General features: G+C 45.1%; 17 protein-coding genes and 1 pseudogene. 1 reads left to right on the forward strand and 17 read right to left on the reverse strand.

Features of this window, described 5'->3' with window-relative positions:
* Positions 1–11 precede the first annotated feature (11 nt).
* The 14 genes and pseudogenes from K331_RS0115910 to K331_RS0115970 form a co-directional block, all read right to left on the reverse strand.
* Positions 12–1,646, reverse strand: coding sequence for a spore germination protein (locus K331_RS0115910; RefSeq protein WP_028591057.1), 1,635 nt, complete (start codon positions 1,644–1,646; stop codon positions 12–14).
* A 159-nt stretch (positions 1,647–1,805) separates the two neighbouring features.
* The gene (locus K331_RS33130; protein WP_028591058.1) at positions 1,806–2,015 is read right to left on the reverse strand and encodes a rhodanese-like domain-containing protein; all 210 of its coding nucleotides are present in this window, start codon (positions 2,013–2,015) and stop codon (positions 1,806–1,808) included.
* 253 nt (positions 2,016–2,268) lie between these two features.
* Complete coding sequence (locus K331_RS32705) at positions 2,269–3,438, reverse strand: HNH endonuclease (protein WP_051289863.1); 1,170 nt, start codon at positions 3,436–3,438, stop codon at positions 2,269–2,271.
* A 120-nt stretch (positions 3,439–3,558) separates the two neighbouring features.
* Positions 3,559–3,777, reverse strand: a pseudogene (locus K331_RS31545) (GMP synthase (glutamine-hydrolyzing)); the annotation flags it as partial.
* 327 nt (positions 3,778–4,104) lie between these two features.
* Entirely contained in the window at positions 4,105–5,196 is a 1,092-nt protein-coding gene (locus K331_RS0115925) for an RES family NAD+ phosphorylase (protein WP_028591059.1), read from the reverse strand.
* Positions 5,197–6,141: a sce7725 family protein gene (locus K331_RS0115930; protein ID WP_028591060.1), complete on the reverse strand. Its 945-nt coding sequence runs from the start codon at positions 6,139–6,141 to the stop codon at positions 5,197–5,199.
* 2 nt (positions 6,142–6,143) lie between these two features.
* Positions 6,144–6,962, reverse strand: coding sequence for a sce7726 family protein (locus K331_RS29725; protein WP_211237340.1), 819 nt, complete (start codon positions 6,960–6,962; stop codon positions 6,144–6,146).
* Between the two features lie 645 nt (positions 6,963–7,607).
* On the reverse strand, positions 7,608–9,239 hold the full coding sequence (groL, locus tag K331_RS0115940; RefSeq protein WP_018886665.1) for a chaperonin GroEL: 1,632 nt from the start codon (positions 9,237–9,239) through the stop codon (positions 7,608–7,610).
* Positions 9,240–9,326: 87 nt separating this feature from the next.
* Positions 9,327–9,608, reverse strand: a complete 282-nt coding sequence (groES, locus tag K331_RS0115945) for a co-chaperone GroES (RefSeq protein ID WP_014280320.1) — start codon at positions 9,606–9,608, stop codon at positions 9,327–9,329.
* Between the two features lie 302 nt (positions 9,609–9,910).
* Entirely contained in the window at positions 9,911–10,690 is a 780-nt protein-coding gene (tatC, locus tag K331_RS0115950; protein WP_028591061.1) for a twin-arginine translocase subunit TatC, read from the reverse strand.
* Positions 10,691–11,008: 318 nt separating this feature from the next.
* Positions 11,009–11,263, reverse strand: a complete 255-nt coding sequence (locus K331_RS0115955; protein ID WP_018886667.1) for a twin-arginine translocase TatA/TatE family subunit — start codon at positions 11,261–11,263, stop codon at positions 11,009–11,011.
* An 85-nt stretch (positions 11,264–11,348) separates the two neighbouring features.
* Positions 11,349–11,840: a MogA/MoaB family molybdenum cofactor biosynthesis protein gene (locus K331_RS0115960; RefSeq protein ID WP_028591062.1), complete on the reverse strand. Its 492-nt coding sequence runs from the start codon at positions 11,838–11,840 to the stop codon at positions 11,349–11,351.
* A 142-nt stretch (positions 11,841–11,982) separates the two neighbouring features.
* Positions 11,983–12,459: a cyclic pyranopterin monophosphate synthase MoaC gene (gene moaC, locus K331_RS0115965; protein WP_028591063.1), complete on the reverse strand. Its 477-nt coding sequence runs from the start codon at positions 12,457–12,459 to the stop codon at positions 11,983–11,985.
* Between the two features lie 18 nt (positions 12,460–12,477).
* A complete protein-coding gene (locus K331_RS0115970) occupies positions 12,478–13,110 on the reverse strand; it encodes a 5-formyltetrahydrofolate cyclo-ligase (protein ID WP_028591064.1) in 633 nt (210 codons plus the stop codon).
* A gap of 202 nt (positions 13,111–13,312) precedes the next feature.
* Here K331_RS0115970 and K331_RS0115975 point away from each other — a divergent pair, with 202 nt between their 5' ends.
* Positions 13,313–15,262 carry an ABC-F family ATP-binding cassette domain-containing protein gene (locus K331_RS0115975; RefSeq protein ID WP_028591065.1) on the forward strand — a complete coding sequence of 650 codons (1,950 nt, stop codon included), beginning with the start codon at positions 13,313–13,315 and terminating at the stop codon, positions 15,260–15,262.
* Between the two features lie 574 nt (positions 15,263–15,836).
* Here K331_RS0115975 and tsaD read toward each other — a convergent pair.
* Genes tsaD through tsaB form a run of 3 tightly spaced genes read right to left on the reverse strand, consistent with a single transcriptional unit; the run spans position 15,837 to position 18,288 of the window.
* A complete protein-coding gene (gene tsaD / locus K331_RS0115980) occupies positions 15,837–16,910 on the reverse strand; it encodes a tRNA (adenosine(37)-N6)-threonylcarbamoyltransferase complex transferase subunit TsaD (RefSeq protein WP_036635084.1) in 1,074 nt (357 codons plus the stop codon).
* Positions 16,907–17,428 (reverse strand): ribosomal protein S18-alanine N-acetyltransferase, encoded by a 522-nt coding sequence (gene rimI / locus K331_RS0115985; RefSeq protein ID WP_036635085.1) that lies wholly within the window; start codon positions 17,426–17,428, stop codon positions 16,907–16,909. Before rimI ends, tsaD begins: the two co-directional genes overlap by 4 nt.
* Positions 17,425–18,288 carry a tRNA (adenosine(37)-N6)-threonylcarbamoyltransferase complex dimerization subunit type 1 TsaB gene (tsaB, locus tag K331_RS0115990; protein ID WP_028591068.1) on the reverse strand — a complete coding sequence of 288 codons (864 nt, stop codon included), beginning with the start codon at positions 18,286–18,288 and terminating at the stop codon, positions 17,425–17,427. Before tsaB ends, rimI begins: the two co-directional genes overlap by 4 nt.
* Between the last annotated feature and the right edge of the window lie 3 nt (positions 18,289–18,291).

Below are 18,291 nucleotides of genomic sequence, written 5' to 3' on the forward strand. Positions count from 1 at the left end.
AGCCTGTTCACCTACTTGTCATTTTTCTCGCGTTCTTGTTGTAGATCAGAACCTTGACGCACCGGATTTCGCTGACTGAGATGGACAGGACGACGATCCATTTTGGGCCAAGGCGTCCGTACGAAGACATCCTTCATGTTCGACCATTTCAATGGAGCTATCGGTGTAAGATAAGGCACGCCGAAGGAACTGAGTGAAGCCATATGGAACAACAACGTAACTACGCCGCACAAAATACCAAAGATACCGAATGCCCCCGCCAGTAGCATCAGGGCGAAGCGAATCAATCGGATGGCGGCAGACATATTTACCATCGGAATGACAAAGCTGGAGATCGCCGTGAAGGAGACCACGATAACCATACCAGCGGAGATTAACCCTGCCTGTACTGCAGCTTGGCCGAGTACCAACGCACCCACGATGGAGATAGCTGATCCGACCACCCGGGGCATACGCACACCTGCTTCACGTATAATCTCAAAGGTGATCTCCATGATGAAGGCTTCAAGCAAGGCGGGAAACGGTATCCCTTCTCGTTGGGCGGTCAAGCTGAACAACAGTGGTGTTGGAATCAGCTCCTGTTGAAAGGTAGTAACGGCAATATATAAAGACGGTAATAGCAGCGTAATTACAAAGGCTAGAAAACGAACATACCGCAAGAAAGTAGCAATATCATACCGTTGGTAATAATCCTCGCTGGATTGGAAAAACTTGAAAAACGTCGCCGGAGCGAGTAAAGCATAAGGTGTCCCATCGACTAGTACAGCTACCTGCCCCTCCAGTAGGTTACCCGCGACTGCATCCGGCCGTTCCGTGTTCAGCATTGTAGGGAACGGCGTCCACATCTTGTCCTGAATAAACTCCTCAATGTATTCACTCTCCAGCACACTATCTGTATCCACCGCACGAAGGCGGTCAGTGATCGTCCGCAGAACCTCCAGATTAACGATTCCGTCTACATAAGCCAGCACGACACGAGTCTGTGTGTACTTGCCGATAATATGTTGATCGAATGTCAATTCAGGAGAGCGAATTCGATTGCGAAGAAGAGCCAGATTCGTGCTGATGCTTTCTGTAAAGCCTTCCTTCGGGCCACGTACTACCGTCTGAGTCGAGGGCTCCTCCACACCCCTTCTCGCCCCTCCTTGCACCGAGACGGCGACAGACTCATCGTCCCCCTCCAGAATGACCATCGCATTACCCATGAGAATGGAAGAGAGCAGCTCCTCACGACTCCGTACCACTGTCACATCTCCATCCGTAATGTATCTGCTCCATCGCTCTGTATGATGATCTTTATTGACCAGCTCCGACTCATGGCTGAGCAGATGGGTCATTAGACGGCTCACCAACATTGAATCGACGAGACCTTCGATATAGCAGACCGCAATAGGGATCTCAACCCCGACATGGTTCTGAATGCTCCAGCGTCTAATGATAAAATCCGGGCTCTCTCCGATTCGCCCACGCAAGTAGGCCAATGACTCTGACAGGGACAAGCTTATAGGAGTTGACTGTATCTGTTTCGTCTGTTCTGCTGCGTCAGCTCTGGCCCTTGAAGTAGCATCTGACCTCCGCTCCGCCTCATCTTTATGAGTTGTCTGTTGTGAGGAATTCGTTCCCTTACGCCGCCGATCTCGAATCATGCTGCTCCCCCCTGCTTGCTAATTCATGGTTAGTATGCTGGTAAGGGTCAATTTGTATACAAAAAAAGGTATCCCTTCCAGCTGGCCAGGATACCTGAATGATTTAGTTCTATACCTTTTCATGAGAGCGAGATAATCGTTCTGAGGCCTTTCGATCCGCTATTCCCACATAACTGACCATCGCCACTTGTTCTTCTGCCGTGACTTGTGGGAGTCTAAACCAAGAGTATAAAGGATGTTAATGGCTCCTCTGATGTGCCCGCGTTCGAAGCTTCTCGGTGCCCGGAGGTCAATGATTTTCATCCTCTCTTGGCTATTTAACGCCACCTGTAACTCGTCAAATGTGATTTCGGTGTATGAGTTCACCACGAGTAAAAACCTCCTTCAATTGAACAGCGTGCATGACAACGCTAAGAGCGATTGTGTGAAAAACGTAGAGCAATTGTTAAGACCCCCTCAATAATAAAGGCTCAATGTAAACAAAGCTGAGATTTTCAGGCTTGCAGCGAAAGCTAAGATCTCCACTACAACGAAAAAAAAAGACTGTCCCACAGGTGTTACGTGTGGAGACAGCCTTTTAATGCGAGGATAAGTCATATGGTCGCTCAAATGTTTTTGATGTTTACGATTTAAATAGATTTGCTCTATGCCAGTTCATATACTCCAATTGCTCTTCAGTTAATTTTATACTAACCCCATTGTTAATCCCCATTAATTGATAACTGCTTATATCGACAGAAGTAGATAACATAATCATGCCTTGTTCATTGAAGGAAATATATCCTCTATCAAATAGCGCATCATGATTAGGACATAATAAAAGACCATTATGTACATCCAGTCTCTCTTTATTATTTGCTACTCTCCAAGGTTTTATATGACTACCAATCAAGAACTTCTCATCAGATATAGAACATATACTACACTTTTTCTCGCGTTTCAGCAGAGATTGTTTAAACCACTGTTGTCCGATTCTAATTTTTATCAAATGTGATTTCTCTGTATTAACTAGATCTCGGGTACTATTTTCATTAATTTGGTTTTCATTTACCAATTCATCAATGAGTTTCAACAAAGTTTCCTTATTTTCTTTATTCCATTGGCGAGTTCTGTCTGTCTTATAGTGCAACATAGTAATTTCATCTATAGTTACACTTGGATTCAATTGGTATAACATCACTAAGCCGATCTTCTTAGATTCAGTTAGTATATTTCTTCTTGCATCTTCTATTGACTCAACCTGAATAATTAGGTCTTCCTCCATTAGTACTGTCAAATATTTGAAATATTCTTTATAAGCATTAACAGGTGCAATTTTTATAGTAAGAATATAATACTTTGTATCATCACCTGATTTGTAATCTCTTGTTTTAATTTGTTGGATCAAATCATTAGCATCAAAATGCTCTTTTTCAACGGACGTTAAATGACTCAATATTAATTCGTCGGACTTAAGTTCAGTGCTGTTAGAATCTTCTATTAATCCATACCCATACCTGTTTAATCTATCCTTAACAATATCTAATTCATTCTCAGTGAAAAGTTTTCTATAATCTGATTTTAGGATGAGAGCTTCTACTGTTAAATCCAGCCTCTTTAACTCCCATAGTTTATTAAAGCCATCAGAGGGCTGTTTGCTATTTATAAGATTTTTCGCTACTTTTAATCCACCTTCATTAGCTAACATTTCCATAAACCGTGTTGGTGTATATCCTATTTTCTTGGCTTCAGAGTAAATACTCTTCATATCCTCAAATAGTTTTTGCTCTAAAGTGTATTTATCAGCATGCATCCTCTTTCCCCCTACTCGTATAGCGATCATTAATATAATCATTTTAAGTGATATATGCTTATAAATTGACACCTCTTCTTAACAAGAAGAAGCGAATTAGAAAAACCTCGAAAATCTTAATTATTCAAGATTTCGAGGTCTGCTCTTTTTATATTCCCATTCAATCGTCGCCGGTGGCTTCGACGTAATGTCGTACACGACGCAGTTCACGTTGTCCACTTCGTTAACGATGCGCACGCTGATCTTCTCCAGCACGTCCCACGGGATGCGCGCCCAGTCGGCGGTCATGCCGTCGATGGAGGTGACAGCGCGGATGCCGACGGTGTAGGAATAGGTACGAACTTTTGAATGTAATTACTGTCAATTATCCAGTTGTTTTGTATATCAATTGTAGCGGGTAAAATGAGGAATTTCAAGTATAAAGCACAAAAAGAGAATCTCTCAAAAGCAAGACTGAGACGTTCTCTCCTTAGTATTCTTAGTAAAAATAAAAGATGAATTAATACCAAATATAAGCCCCTACCTGAAAATTTTCAGAACTTTAACATTCTTGCCCTCCATACCAAAGACAATTAGCCAATGCGGAGGTCTGATTCAACACATCCACTAGGCACATAACTTAATGAATTAGTTATTCACTTCAAATTATATACTTAAAAGTGTCAGTTATCTTTGAAATTCAACGTGACCATAACTTAGAGATTCAATTATTCTTTTTTCAACACGAGTACAGCTAATTATTTTAGGATCGAATAACATTAAATTATATCCGGTGGTGCTTACGGTGCTTTCAAACACAATTCCATCGTATCCTGCCCCAATAGTTTCATTTAGACTTTTGATGAAATCTACAATAAATTGTGTGGGTAAGTAATCTAACTTACTGTCACCACTTCTTACAGGTTTTGAAATTGCTTTATTCATTTGATTAAATGTTTCGAGATTAATTGCATATATAACAGGGTCTTGAAATTCAAATACATCTAGTTTCTTTAAAATTCTAAAATCTACTACTTTCAAAGGCATCCTAACAGGAAATTTCCCTACATATATCGTATCCCCTTTGCTGGGTCTGATCTCAGAAATTGCTGTTGAGGTATCGCTGGCTAGGTACAAATGGCTTATACCTTCTGAATTTGCCCGACCAGCGGTAGCAAATTCTTTTGGAGGGGCTCCCATTTTTTTTAATGATAGCTCCTCCTTATTAGAAATTCTTGCTCGAAAAAAATCGTCATCATCTAATGTTGAAGTTAGTCTTTTCAAATATTCTTCTAGCACCGTATAATTTATATGTTTTGAATGAAATCTGTTCTCATGTTTAATATATTGAACAAATTCACTCCATGATTGTCCTCTTAATACGGAATTATCATTAAGATACTGCTCATTCATCCATTCTAATACACCAACTTGATTACTTAAAAATGGTAACTTATCGGGATAATTCTTTTCCAGTAAGACATGCAAAAATTCATGAATTTTATTACTACTCAGATTATTAAATATACTCCAATTTTTCTCGAATTCATCTTTTATACTTATTAGCTTATATTGTGAATAATTGTATGTAGATAGCTCAGATGCAAGTTTAAATATGCTAAGTATGTCGTTGAATCGTTCATCAAGACCGAAGTCTTCTAATATATTATATACATGTACTTCTGAACTGTTGCAAAAATTACAATCCCCAGTATTTTTCAAGCTCTTAATGATGCTTTTTATTTCTTCTGACAAAAAACAATTTTCACAACAATTCATTTAGACCCCCTCCTCCAAAAGGTTCCCTATTAATTCCAAGTGGTGCATAATAGATAACTTTTTCAAAGTTGGTAAGCCAGGGTATGTGCCTTCTTTATAATGCTCACTGAATATCCTCATTGCTATGGTATCCATCCTTGAGTCCATTGAATAGTTAGAATACCATACAATTAATTTCTCTAATGCTTCTGAAAATTTACCCGCCGGGTCACTTGTATCCTTGTTAGAGTCTGAAACAAAATGTGCTATTTCCAATGCGTTCTCATGGTTAGGGTACACAATATGAATTGCTACTGCGTATGGGGCAAATCCAGATTCAGTATAATCTTCTCCTACAACGGAATAATCAGAAAACCCAATATAGCCTTCCTCCCGGAAATATAAGTGTTCTTCAGAAAAAAATTCACTACCAATTTCTAAGTAATCAGCATTTCTATCTAGTTTATTATACTTATCCGCTAGACCAACTAAATTCAAGCTATTTAACTGTCTTTTAACTGCATTATCTGAAGGTATTAAATTCAAAAACGGAACAGTATTATCAAACTTATCTTTGTAAAAAGCAACAAAGCTCTTTTTTGAATGAATAACAACAATATCATCCAATTTTACTTTTAAATCTTCAATTAACGAATTTAATTGACTATTAGAATTTTCATTTAAGTGATGAGCTACAATAACACTTTCACTTTTTAGTATGCTTTCAAACTTTGTTTTGCTAGTTTCCAGTTGTAGTTCTCCCATTAATGAACCTACTTTAGGATTAGATATTACAATAATCTTATCCCCTACTTCTAAAAAGGCACTAACAGTAGATATTAAAGTAGAGCTTAATTTAATCGGTTCAATAATTGGTATTATTTTACTGCTCAATCTCCCTTTACTTTTCAGTTCTCTAAGTGCTAGTAAATCATACTGTCTACCTCTGATAATTGGATAGTACATGCCTATACCCCCTCAATATTTAATCTAATATATATTTCATTTAATTGTTGTATGGAAAAATTTCCTGAGTAAATCAGCCATCTAAGGGAAATAGGTAAATTTTTCAACATACCATAGTCTAAAGATTTATTTCTATTATTTAGTTGTTGAAATGCCAGTTTTTGAGCCGTACTTATATCTATCTCTTTAAATTGTGTTAGGCAAGCTTTATAGTGAAAGACTGGCTTGGTTTCAGGTAAAAACTTAAACTGATTAAGTAGAATAGTTTCATATTCTTTTTTTCTTAATATCTTAAAGATTGACTCATGATTCAGAAATGAAGAATCAATATTAGCCTTTTTTCTAACACTTAAATATTTCCTCTTGTTTAGTACAATAATGCCTACATTCGGACAAGTATCTTTTAAAAGCTTGTAAACCGGATAGTAATTTTTTTCTGAAGTTACAACATACACTTCGTTAAATACAGTATAATAGTCATTAATCTGATAAATCAATCTATCCAGATTATCTAAATCAGTTTTTATTTCAAATACAGTTCCATTAGAATGATTTATTAAAACAAAATCTGCTTTAGAATTATTAATAACCACTTCGCTAAAAGCGGCAGATGTATTTAGACTGTATTTACCTAATATAAATTTGTTAAACAAGATATTTTTAAAGAAAAATTCATTTCTATAGTTGTCACTCAATAATTGGTAATTTTTTTCCACCTCATACAAATAGATAATAGGCTTAAAATCACTTGAGAAAACAGCATCAACTAGAGCCTTCCTTGTAAAAAATTTATTCAAATAACCATAATCCACTTTTATCACACTTTCCTTACTACTTTTTATTACCTAATATTATTTACATATCCTTTGCTTATATCCGCCCCCTGTTAACTTATAATAAAAATTCGACATTATCAAACAGTTTCCTCTATTGATAGTTAAGGGTATTAAGTTATTCTCAGCGACAGAGATATTGGATAATAAATCAATACCTTATTATCCTAATCATGTACGTACATTAAAATCAGAAAATTTTGGTACGGATAGAACGAGGGTAAACTTCTTGCTTGATATGAAAACGGATTGATTCGGCACTGGGTGGGGTCTGTATTAACAAGGACTTACTAAGTCCCTAATCACGTTCCGGAATACAAACCAGATGCCATGCTTTTCTCATTCCAGTTCTCATAATACACAATTACGAGAATTAAACCTAAGCATATATAAACACCCTCAACAGCTATTCAATTTTAAAAAAGATAGAATTAATGGTTTTGGTCGTGTTTTGAATTATTCCCAAAAACCCTGAATGAAAATTCCAACAACAAAAAGACCACTCCTTAAGAAATATAAGAAGTGGTCTTTGCTTCATTTATAACTCGTAACAGTGTCTGCTTCACAAATCCTCGATCATTTGACCAAAAATCCACTCCGCTAGACGCGGTATTACAGGCTTTTCAGCCCTTATTACATCATGCCGCCCATGCCACCCATGCCGCCCATGTCAGGGGCACCAGCAGCGCCAGCAGGTTCTGGCTTGTCAGCGATAACCGCTTCTGTAGTCAGGAACATAGCTGCTACGGAAGCCGCGTTTTGCAGTGCGGAGCGAGTTACCTTCGCAGGGTCAACGATACCTGCGTCGATCATGTTCACCCAGTCACCAGTAGCTGCGTTGTAGCCTACACCGATCTCTTCGCGTTTCAGGCGCTCAACGATAACGGAGCCTTCTTCGCCAGCATTAGCTGCGATAGTACGGATTGGAGCTTCCAGAGCGCGCAGAACGATGTTCACGCCAGTCTGCTCGTCACCCGCCAGTTCAACAGCAGCCACAGCATTGTATACGTTCAGCAGCGCTACGCCACCACCGGATACGATACCCTCTTCAACCGCTGCACGAGTAGCATTCAGAGCGTCCTCGATGCGCAGTTTGCGTTCTTTCAGCTCAGTCTCAGTAGCTGCACCGACTTTGATTACAGCAACGCCACCGGACAGCTTAGCCAGACGCTCTTGCAGTTTTTCTTTGTCGAACTCGGAAGTAGTCTCATCCAGTTGCGTACGGATTTGGCTTACGCGAGCATCGATGTCGGCTTTGTTACCTGCACCGTCAACAACGATTGTGTTTTCTTTTGTAATACGAACTTGACGAGCTGTACCCAGTTGATCCACTGTAGCGGATTTCAGGTCCAGACCCAGTTCTTCAGTGATCACTTGACCACCAGTCAGGGCAGCGATATCCTGCAGCATAGCTTTACGACGGTCACCAAAGCCAGGAGCCTTAACAGCTACAGCATTGAATGTACCACGCAGCTTGTTCACTACGAGCATAGCCAGCGCTTCACCTTCTACATCCTCAGCAATGAGAACGAGTGGCTTACCTTGCTGAACGATTTTCTCCAGCAATGGCAGGATTTCTTGTGTGTTAGTAATCTTCTTATCTGTAATGAGAATGTACGGGTTGTCCAGTACAGCTTCCATTTTGTCCGTATCAGTGATCATGTATGGAGAGATGTAGCCGCGGTCGAATTGCATACCTTCAACGACTTCCAGCTCTGTAGCGAATCCACGGGATTCTTCAACCGTGATTACACCGTCTTTGCCTACCTTCTCCATAGCTTCAGCGATCAATTCGCCTACTTCGTCGTCAGCAGCAGAGATTCCCGCTACTTGAGCGATGGATTGCTTGCCTTCGATTGGCTTAGCGATGTTTTGCAGCTCTGCAACAGCTGCTTTTACAGCCTTGTCGATCCCTTTACGGATACCGATTGGGCTAGCACCAGCCGTTACGTTCTTCAGACCTTCAGTAATGAGGGCTTGAGCCAGTACAGTAGCCGTAGTCGTACCGTCACCAGCAACATCATTAGTCTTGGTAGCTACTTCTTTAACCAGTTGAGCACCCATGTTCTCGAATGCATCTTCCAGCTCGATTTCCTTAGCGATGGTTACACCGTCATTAGTAATGAGCGGGCTGCCGAATTTCTTCTCCAGCACTACGTTACGGCCTTTAGGACCGAGAGTTACCTTAACCGCGTTAGCCAGTGCATCTACGCCACGAAGCATGGAACGACGAGCATCTTCACTGAATTTAATCTCTTTAGCCATTCTGAGAAAACCTCCCTATGGATTATAAATTAACGTTCAATTCCTATATTCAGGTTGAACCGGATATATCCTTATGCTGATACACCGTTAACCAATGATCGCGTGAATGTCGCTTTCTTTCATAATCAAATACTCTTTACCTTCGTATTTGATTTCTGTTCCGGCGTACTTCGAGAAAATGACTCGATCGCCTTCCTTCACTTCCAGAGGAATGCGGACACCGTCTTTCAATGCGCCAGCACCGACCGCAATGATTTTACCTTCTTGCGGCTTCTCTTTAGCGGAGTCAGGCAGGACAATTCCGAAGGAAGTTGTCTGTTCTTGTTCGATCGCTTCCACCAATACGCGTTCACCCAAAGGTTTGATCATGAAAAAATAGCCTCCTTATTCAAATGTTCTGGATTATAGGGTTGTTGGTCTATGTATTAGCACTCAACAACGTTTAGTGCTAACAACCAATTTCATAATACTCAACTTGGGATTCAATTTCAAGTGCTTAAGGTCATTTTTATTGAAGATTTTTGCAAAAATCCAGCAAGTCCACCAACCCCACTCCATTGTACCCAATTCTAGTCTATCTATGCCAATCGCCTGATTCTACCGAGAGACAAGCTCCTAATAAGATCATTATTGTACTTCACTGTTTTTTATTCCCTTTAACTTTATTACTTCTAAACTTTATTCCCTCCAAGATCCTCATCCCTCTCCTCATCTGCACGCTGCTGCCTCCGATAGACAAGAGAGGACACGAGTATGCTTCCCTCATAAAGCAGTAGTAGGGGCACAGTGACGAGAAGATCGGATACCAGATCTGGCGGTGTAATGACAACTGCAATAAATACCAGACCGAAATAAGCAAAACGCCGCACCTTACGCAAACGCGACGGATTCATGATGCGAATCGCCGTCAAAAACATAATGACTAACGGAAGCTCGAATAACAAAGCCACAGGCAGCACGATGTTAAACAGGAATCCAAAATACTGCATGACTCCATAAGTCTCCTGCAGGCCCATACTGCGGTTCACAGAGGTTGTAAAAGCCAGAGCCATCGGGTAGATGACACCATAAGCGAACAGGGCTCCACCTACGAACAGCAAGAACACATATGGAATATAACGCAGGGCCGCAGAGCGCTCCTGCTGTCGTAGTCCAGGACCCACGAAGCGCCATAGCTGATACAGCGCAAAGGGCAAAGTAGCGCCTACAGCGAATATGAACGAAATCTTCACATAGATGCTGATTCCATCCCATACCGAGAGTGCGTTCAGCTCCAGATCAGACGGAAAGCGCTTGGTAAGAAGATAACGGTACACTGGGGCGGCTGCATACAGACCACCAATTAACGTGCCTACCAGCACAAGCAACACCCATATGATTCTCCGCCTTAGCTCCGTCAGATGCTCAGTCAGGGACAGTAGCTCCTCGTAGGTCTCATTTGTACTCTGAATGTACGATCTTGGCTTCCCGCTCTGCAGTCGAGCTTGCCGTAGAAGACGCTCTTGCTCCAGGCTTGGCTGCTGCCTAGCTTGGTCTGTCTCACTATGCTGCTCTTCCTCCTGAACTTCTTCTTGTGCTTTCTCCAGGACTTCCTCTTGCCCTTTCTTCTGGGCTTCGTTAGGGCCTGTTCCCTGTCCTGCTTCCTGACGATCTTGCTGCTTCTGCTCCTTGTCCAAAGGTTAACCTCCCTCCCATCCATCTACATACAAACCTAGACACAAAAATCCTCTCCACGAGGAAAGGATTCCGGTCATACCCTGCTGAATCGCTTAGGGTTCTTGTTTGTTCGCAGCTGACTTCTGCTCCGTTGCAGACTCAGGCTTGGAGGAAGTAGCTGATGCGTGAGCTGGCTTGGATTTGTGCTCCTCGACATGCTCCTCGGCCATAAGCTCGCGCGCACCGTTCTTGAATTCTCGAAATGTTCGCCCCAGCGCTCGCCCAAGCTCAGGAAGCTTCTGAGGTCCGAACAATAGCAATGCTAGTATAATCAACAAAATATAGCCTGAAGCCCCGATCGTCGGCATGTCCATTCCTCCTTATCATGCAAGGCATAAGGTTAGCATCACAGCTTCATGTCCATACTCGTCATGGTCTCCTGCCGTAGAATACTCAAGAGCCCTGCTTGAATTGACCCGTTACCATGAGCAAAGCTTCCGGAAGCTGATCCATGATAGCAGCCAGATTCTCATGTACTCCTTTTGGTGTACCAGGCAGGTTCACAATAAGGCTACGTCCCCGTATACCCACCGTGCCCCTGAAGAGCATGGCTGCCCGGTTCTTTTGCATAACAGATGCTCTCATTGCCTCCGCCATGCCAGGGACTTCACGCTCAATGACACGCCGGGTCGCTTCTGGAGTCACATCTCGAATGGCCAGCTCTGTTCCGCCTGTCGTCAGCACCAGGTCGGCATGAAAGTAATCTGTCATTTCAATAAGTGCCGCTATAATCTCATCCGGCTCGTCAGGCACAATGCGGTATTCCACAATCTCTCCGCCCAACTCTTCCTCGATCAGTTCACGAATGACCTGAGCACTGGTATCCTCTCGTTCCCCGCGGGCTCCTTTATCGCTGGCTGTCAGAATCGCTGTTTTCCACAACATAAGATCACCCTTCTCCTATGTTCAGCATCTACAGCCCGTAGGCTGAAGTGCCGATTTTTGTATCCTATCCCGTTCTTTGCGACCATACAGTACTTCAAAGCCCCAGTCTGCCAGATTTCGGAGATATAGATCATATAGCTAGTTATTCACCACGCTGAAAATCCCCGCTCTTGCCTCCGGTCTTGGATTGCAGCATGGTCGGGCCGATCACAATATCCTTCTGCAGTGCCTTGCACATATCATAGACGGTCAGAGCAGCCGCAGAAGCTGCAGTCAAGGCCTCCATCTCTACTCCCGTCTTACCTTCAGTCTTAACCTCCGCTTCAATATAGAGGATATCCTCACCATTGTCGCTGAAGTTAATATTCACGCCTGTCAGGGCCAACGGATGACACATCGGAATCCAATCGGAGGTCTTCTTGGCTCCCTGTATACCAGCTACCTGCGCAACCGCCAGCACATCACCCTTCTTCACAGCCCCTTCACGTATTGCTCGCAAGGTAGATGGAGCCATTGTAAGACTCGTAACGGCTACGGCGGTACGCACACTGGGTGTCTTCCCTGATATATCTACCATCCGCGCGCGCCCTTGATCATTAAAATGGGTAAAAGACTCCACCCCGTCACCTTCCCTTGATTATCTTGTCGTACTAATACTGCCATCACTCGTGAAAATGAAATCCAGCCTGAGATCCGTACTCTCCATCGGTACATGTGCAATGAGTTGCTCTGGAAAGGCGAGCGCAACATAACAAGGCTTGTCCGTCTGTTCAGAACGGGCTTGCCCCACAACGTTAGCAAAGCGATCATAATATCCGCCTCCATAGCCCATCCTGCCTCCACTCTGATCAAAGGCCAAACCTGGTACGACTACCCAGCTCACCTCTCCCCATTGCTTCCGAGGCCAAAGTGGACAATGCTCAGCAGGCTCCAAAATCCCCCAAGCTCCTGGCACCAGATCGGATGGACTCCTGATCTCGCGCAGCTCTAATGTATGTGCTTCTTGCAGTACCTTCGGTGCCAGCACCAGATCGCCTTTGCTCCAGCCATGTTGAATGAGCTCCAGCGTCGAAATCTCGCTACCGTAGGGTATGTAGCTGAACAGCGTGAGTCTGCCACCTCCGCTGCGTACACGCAGCTCCTCCCAGGCCTGAATCGCATGCTGACAAGCCACACTGGAGTCCACTGCGTGAGCATCCTTAGCCCTTGCGTTCCTGAGCTGTCTCTGCTGGGCTCGTATGCTGGCCTTGATTCGGCTGATATCCGTCATGAAGCAGTTCCTTTCGTTCTTGTCCATGCTGCCTGATCATAGTCTCTAAACATTCTACTTGTAGTGTATCATTGATTGTGGAAAATAACCACAAGCCCGGTGCCTCAAGCCGCCGCTGCTGTGCATTCCGTAGGATTTCATGTACACTGGTAATAGGTCTGCCGTTAGCAGACGCAATTTGTGATGGAGGAATAGAATCGTTATGCTGCTGCAAGTATCTGGCATTACAAAAGCATATGAAGTTGACCCTATTCTGGACGGGGTTAATCTGCAAGTTCTTGAACGCGAACGGATTGGCCTCGTTGGTGTGAACGGCGCGGGCAAATCCACCCTGCTGAAAATCATTGCAGGAGAGCTGTCTTATGATGCAGGACAAATATACAAATCCAAAGAGACCCGGATCGGATATCTGGCGCAAAATAGCGGACTGGATTCTCAAAGATCCATCTGGGAAGAAATGCTGCGTGTATTCGATACGCTCGTGACCGCAGAGGCTGAATTGCGGCAAATGGAGCAGGAGATTGCAGAACAGGCACAGGACCAATCTGCCAAGGCCTACGAGGAGCTGCTGGAGCGCTACGCTCGCAAGTCCGACTGGTTCAAGGATCAGGGCGGTTATGAGATGGAGACTCGCATTCGCAGCGTACTGCACGGAATGGGCTTCGGTAGCTTCGCTCCGGATACCCCAATTTCAACGCTAAGCGGAGGTCAGAAGACCCGTCTGGCACTAGCCCGCATCTTGCTGCAGGCACCTGATCTGCTCATGCTTGATGAGCCTACCAACTATCTCGACATTCAGACCCTGACCTGGCTGGAGGATTATCTCCGTGCCTATCCTGGCGCCTTGCTTGTCGTATCCCATGACCGTTACTTTCTGGATAGGCTCGTCACGACCATTGTCGAGATCGAGCGACATCAATCCACTCGTTATACCGGCAATTATTCTCGTTATATTGAGCTGAAGGCTGCCGAGTACGAGGCACAGATGAAGCAGTTCGAGAAGCAACAGGTCGAGATTGCCAAGCTTGAGGACTTTATTCAGAAAAATCTTGTACGTGCCTCCACGACCAAGCGTGCCCAGAGTCGCCGAAAAGCACTTGAAAAAATGGATCGAATGGATAAGCCAGCAGGCGAGCTGAAGAAGGCGCATTTTTCCTTCGACATCCAGTACATGTCGGGCAAGGACGTGCTGACAGCCGAGAACCTCTCCGTCGAGTTCCAGCAGGGACAACCTCTGTTCAGGAATGTATCGTTCCAGCTCTGGCGCGGAGACACGGTGGCTCTGATCGGACCGAATGGAGTCGGTAAGTCCACCCTACTAAAATGTCTGACAGACTCCCTTCGTCCCAATCAGGGGGCCATTCATTGGGGAAGCAAGATCAAGATCGGTTATTATGATCAGGAGCATACCAGTCTGAATCCCAGCAATACCGTATTGGAGGAGCTGTGGAGTGAGTATCCGCATCTGGAAGAGGCTCGAATTCGTACGGTGCTTGGGAACTTTCTTTTTAGTGGAGAAGACGTACTGAAGAAGGTATCCACCTTGAGTGGTGGGGAGAAGGCCCGTCTCTCACTCTCGAAGCTGATGCTGCGAGAAGCCAACATGCTGATTCTTGACGAGCCTACGAACCATCTGGACTTGTTCAGTCGCGAGGTACTGGAGGCTGCATTGCTGGATTATGAGGGAACATTACTATTCATCTCCCATGACCGTTATTTCCTGAATAAAATGGCTGAACGGGTCATTGAGCTGCATCCAGAAGGTATGGAGCAATTCCTGGGGAACTATGACGATTATGTGGCCAAGAAGCTGGAGCTTAAGGAGATTGCCATGGAAAATGCCTCCTCGGCCAATAACAGCAAGACCGCTACCGCGTCCAGTCCGTCTGATGCGGACAAGAACGGAGCAACCTCCTATGCAGCCGGAAAGCAGGCCAAGAGTGAGGAACGCAGCCGTCAGCGTAAGGTCGAGGCCTATGAGCAGCAGATCGCCGAGCTGGAGGAGACAATTCACGCCTTGGAGCTGGAGATGGCCTCGCCTGAGGTATATCAGGATTACGAAGCTCTGCAGGCCATTCAGAGTAAGCTTGAGGAGCGGAAGCAGGAGCTTACAGAAGTGTACTCAGCTTGGGAGCAGCTCCTAGGAGAATAAATCTGTCGCAGTGTAAACGATGTGTAAAAAAAACGACAAATTTTATTACCGCCGTCTGTACACAAAGTTATTCACATTAAAACTGCATTCACAATAGATGAAAATGACCTTGATTGGTCATTTTTTTCTTTGTTATATAAGGGCTGTGTTAAGTAATCCACTCGATAACCAGTATTATCCACCCTTTTATCCACATTATCCACAATTTTCGTCATCATTTTGTTAAGATCTATCCCCTGTGCTCCCATTCGACAAATTTCATGGCTGGCGGGCCTTTTCAGTCATTATCCACAGAAAAGCATGGATATGTGGATAACATTGTTAACAACTTGACAAATGTCATTGCACCAATTTCCGATTTAGGGATGGCTTTCGCGTATATTAAAAAAGCCTGCCGACTCTGAAAGAGACGACAGGCACTATGTTAAATGATCAGTGATTCTATCTAAAGCTACCCTTAATCCAATCTAATTTGGAGCTTGCTTGGGTCTTAAAACCAACCTAATCAGAGTTCACAAGAAGTCCTGGATAAGCATAGTGCTCGTCTGGCCAATGCTACAGTAAAGCTTCAACGTTACTCTGTCCTTTGAACGGACCAATGCTCCAGAGATAATCCTGGGTCTGCCTTCATATCAAGTGCGGACGATTCTCCGTGCTGCCATTTGATATAAGCCGCGGCTCCGATCATCGCTGCATTGTCCGTACAATATTTCATCGGTGGGATCAGTAATTCAATTCCTTCACGCTCACAGCGCTCCTGCAATGCAGCTCGCAGACCACGATTGGCAGCTACACCACCACAGAGCAGCAGCTGCTTCGCCTTGAACTGGTGCATGGCACGGACGGATTTCTCCACAAGCACCTCAATCACAGATTCCTGGAAGCCGCGGGCAATCGCCCCGGGATGAATCTCTTCTCCCTTCATCTTCGCCTGATTAATAGCATTCAGCACGGCTGACTTCAAGCCGCTGAAGCTGAAATCATAGGAGTCCGCCTCCAGCCAGGCACGGGGAAGAGGGGTTACCTCGTCCGATTCCAAGGCCATCCGGTCCACATGCGGTCCACCAGGGTACGGGAAGCCGATGGCACGAGCAACCTTGTCGTATGCTTCACCCACCGCATCATCGCGTGTGCGTCCAATAACCTGAAAGCTCCCTTCTGATTCCATCAGGACCAGCTCCGTATGGCCTCCCGATACCACAAGAGCCATACATGGATATTTCAACTCCGAGGTCAGTGCATTAGCATAAATATGTCCAGCAATATGGTGTGTGCCGATCAGCGGCTTGTCGAAGGCAAGCGCGGCACTTTTCGCTGCTACGATTCCTACGAGCAGTGCACCGACAAGCCCCGGCCCTTGTGTCACGGCAACAGCGGATAGCTCCTCCGGTTCGATACCTGATTTCTCCACAGCTTCCTCCAGCATATAAGTAATGCTCTCGACGTGCTTGCGCGAGGCAACCTCGGGTACGACGCCACCAAAGGCTTGATGAGTATCGATCTGACTGGCGATCAGATTCGACAGCACCTCCGTACCATCCTTGATGACCGAGACGGCTGTCTCATCACAGCTGGTCTCGATGGCTAATATATAACAAGGCTTCGATGGTTCAACTACATCTGCCTTGATGTGCTCCTGCATTGTCATCCCTTTGTCCACTCCTCCTGGTCTTCGGGATTATGTCCGGCAGGAAGATCGGCCCACATAATAAGCGCATCCTCCTGATTATCCGAATAATAGCCTTTGCGCATGCCTGAAGGTATAAATCCCTTTTTCTCATATAATTTCTGTGCCACATGATTGGAGACACGGACCTCCAGCGTCATCCGTTCCATTCCTAGTTGGCTCGCCTGCTCCATCAGCTCGTCAAGCAGCCGCTCTCCGAGTCTGCGTCCGCGATATTGCTCACGCACGGCAATGTTCGTGATATGGGCTTCATCGAGAATCGTCCACATACCAGCATATCCGATAGCGTCTCCATCCAGCTCCATCAGCAGATACTTGGCGAACATATTATGGGTTAGCTCATTGCGAAACGCATCCTCGGTCCAGGGCAATGTAAAGCATTCCCGCTCAATCTTCATGACCTCTTGAATGTCAGCTACCAGCATAGGACGGAAGGTAATGCTCGCCTCCTGCCGTTCATGCTCGTTCAGCTCCCTCATGTGCTTGTCGCCCCCTTCGTACGTGCCTGAAGCAGGTTGACCTCCGCCTCTGCCAACTGCGTATAGTTCGGCACCAAGGTATGAAGCTCATCCTCTTGTCCATCCTGTAACCGTGTAGCACCTAGCCTTCCAATCCATCGCCCCTCCAGCTCATAGGGTTGAGCTCTAAGCTCCAATAGCTCTGCCAGTTCTGTGGCAGCAAGTTGGTGCACCTCAGTCTCTCCTACCAGGTATATGGCCTTGGGACGTTCCTGTGGTGAGGTGTCCTGGACAAGCTGGACCAGTTCCTCCACCCAACTACTCATAAGCCGGATCGCATCCGGGGCTAGTCGACGTGGTTCACTACTACCAGCTGCTGCGAACAACGATGTATACACCTGACCTCGGCGCGCATCCAGCAGTGGTACAATCCACTGTATGTAATTTGCTTCGTCTGCCTGTGCGGGGGAAGATACAGACTCCCCAATCCGACTCTCTTCAGAATGCTTCGCTGTTTCACCAGCCTGCGCCCGGTTCCAGCCTCCCCAGGCTAGTGCCTGTAATGTGGATACGCCTACCACTGAGACCTTCCAGGCCCAAGCCAGCGTCTTTGCGGCCGTAACTGCAATTCGCACCCCTGTGTAGGAGCCTGGCCCAATGCCGACAGCGATTCCCGCAATCTGCTCACGTGCTGTCCCGGTCTCCAGCATTAGCTCTTGAAGTCCAGTCAGGACATGAACGGAATGATTGCGCTCTCCGTGTATATTTTTCTCCTCGATCAGCTGCTGCGAAGGTGCTTCCACTACTGCCGCAGCCATGACCGCGGTAGCTGTATCCAGCGCCAATAGCCGCATCTGCGGCTGGTTCTTTTCATGATTCATATC

Source organism: Paenibacillus massiliensis subsp. panacisoli DSM 21345, assembly GCF_000426545.1.
In the GTDB taxonomy this organism is placed as follows: domain Bacteria; phylum Bacillota; class Bacilli; order Paenibacillales; family Paenibacillaceae; genus Paenibacillus; species Paenibacillus panacisoli.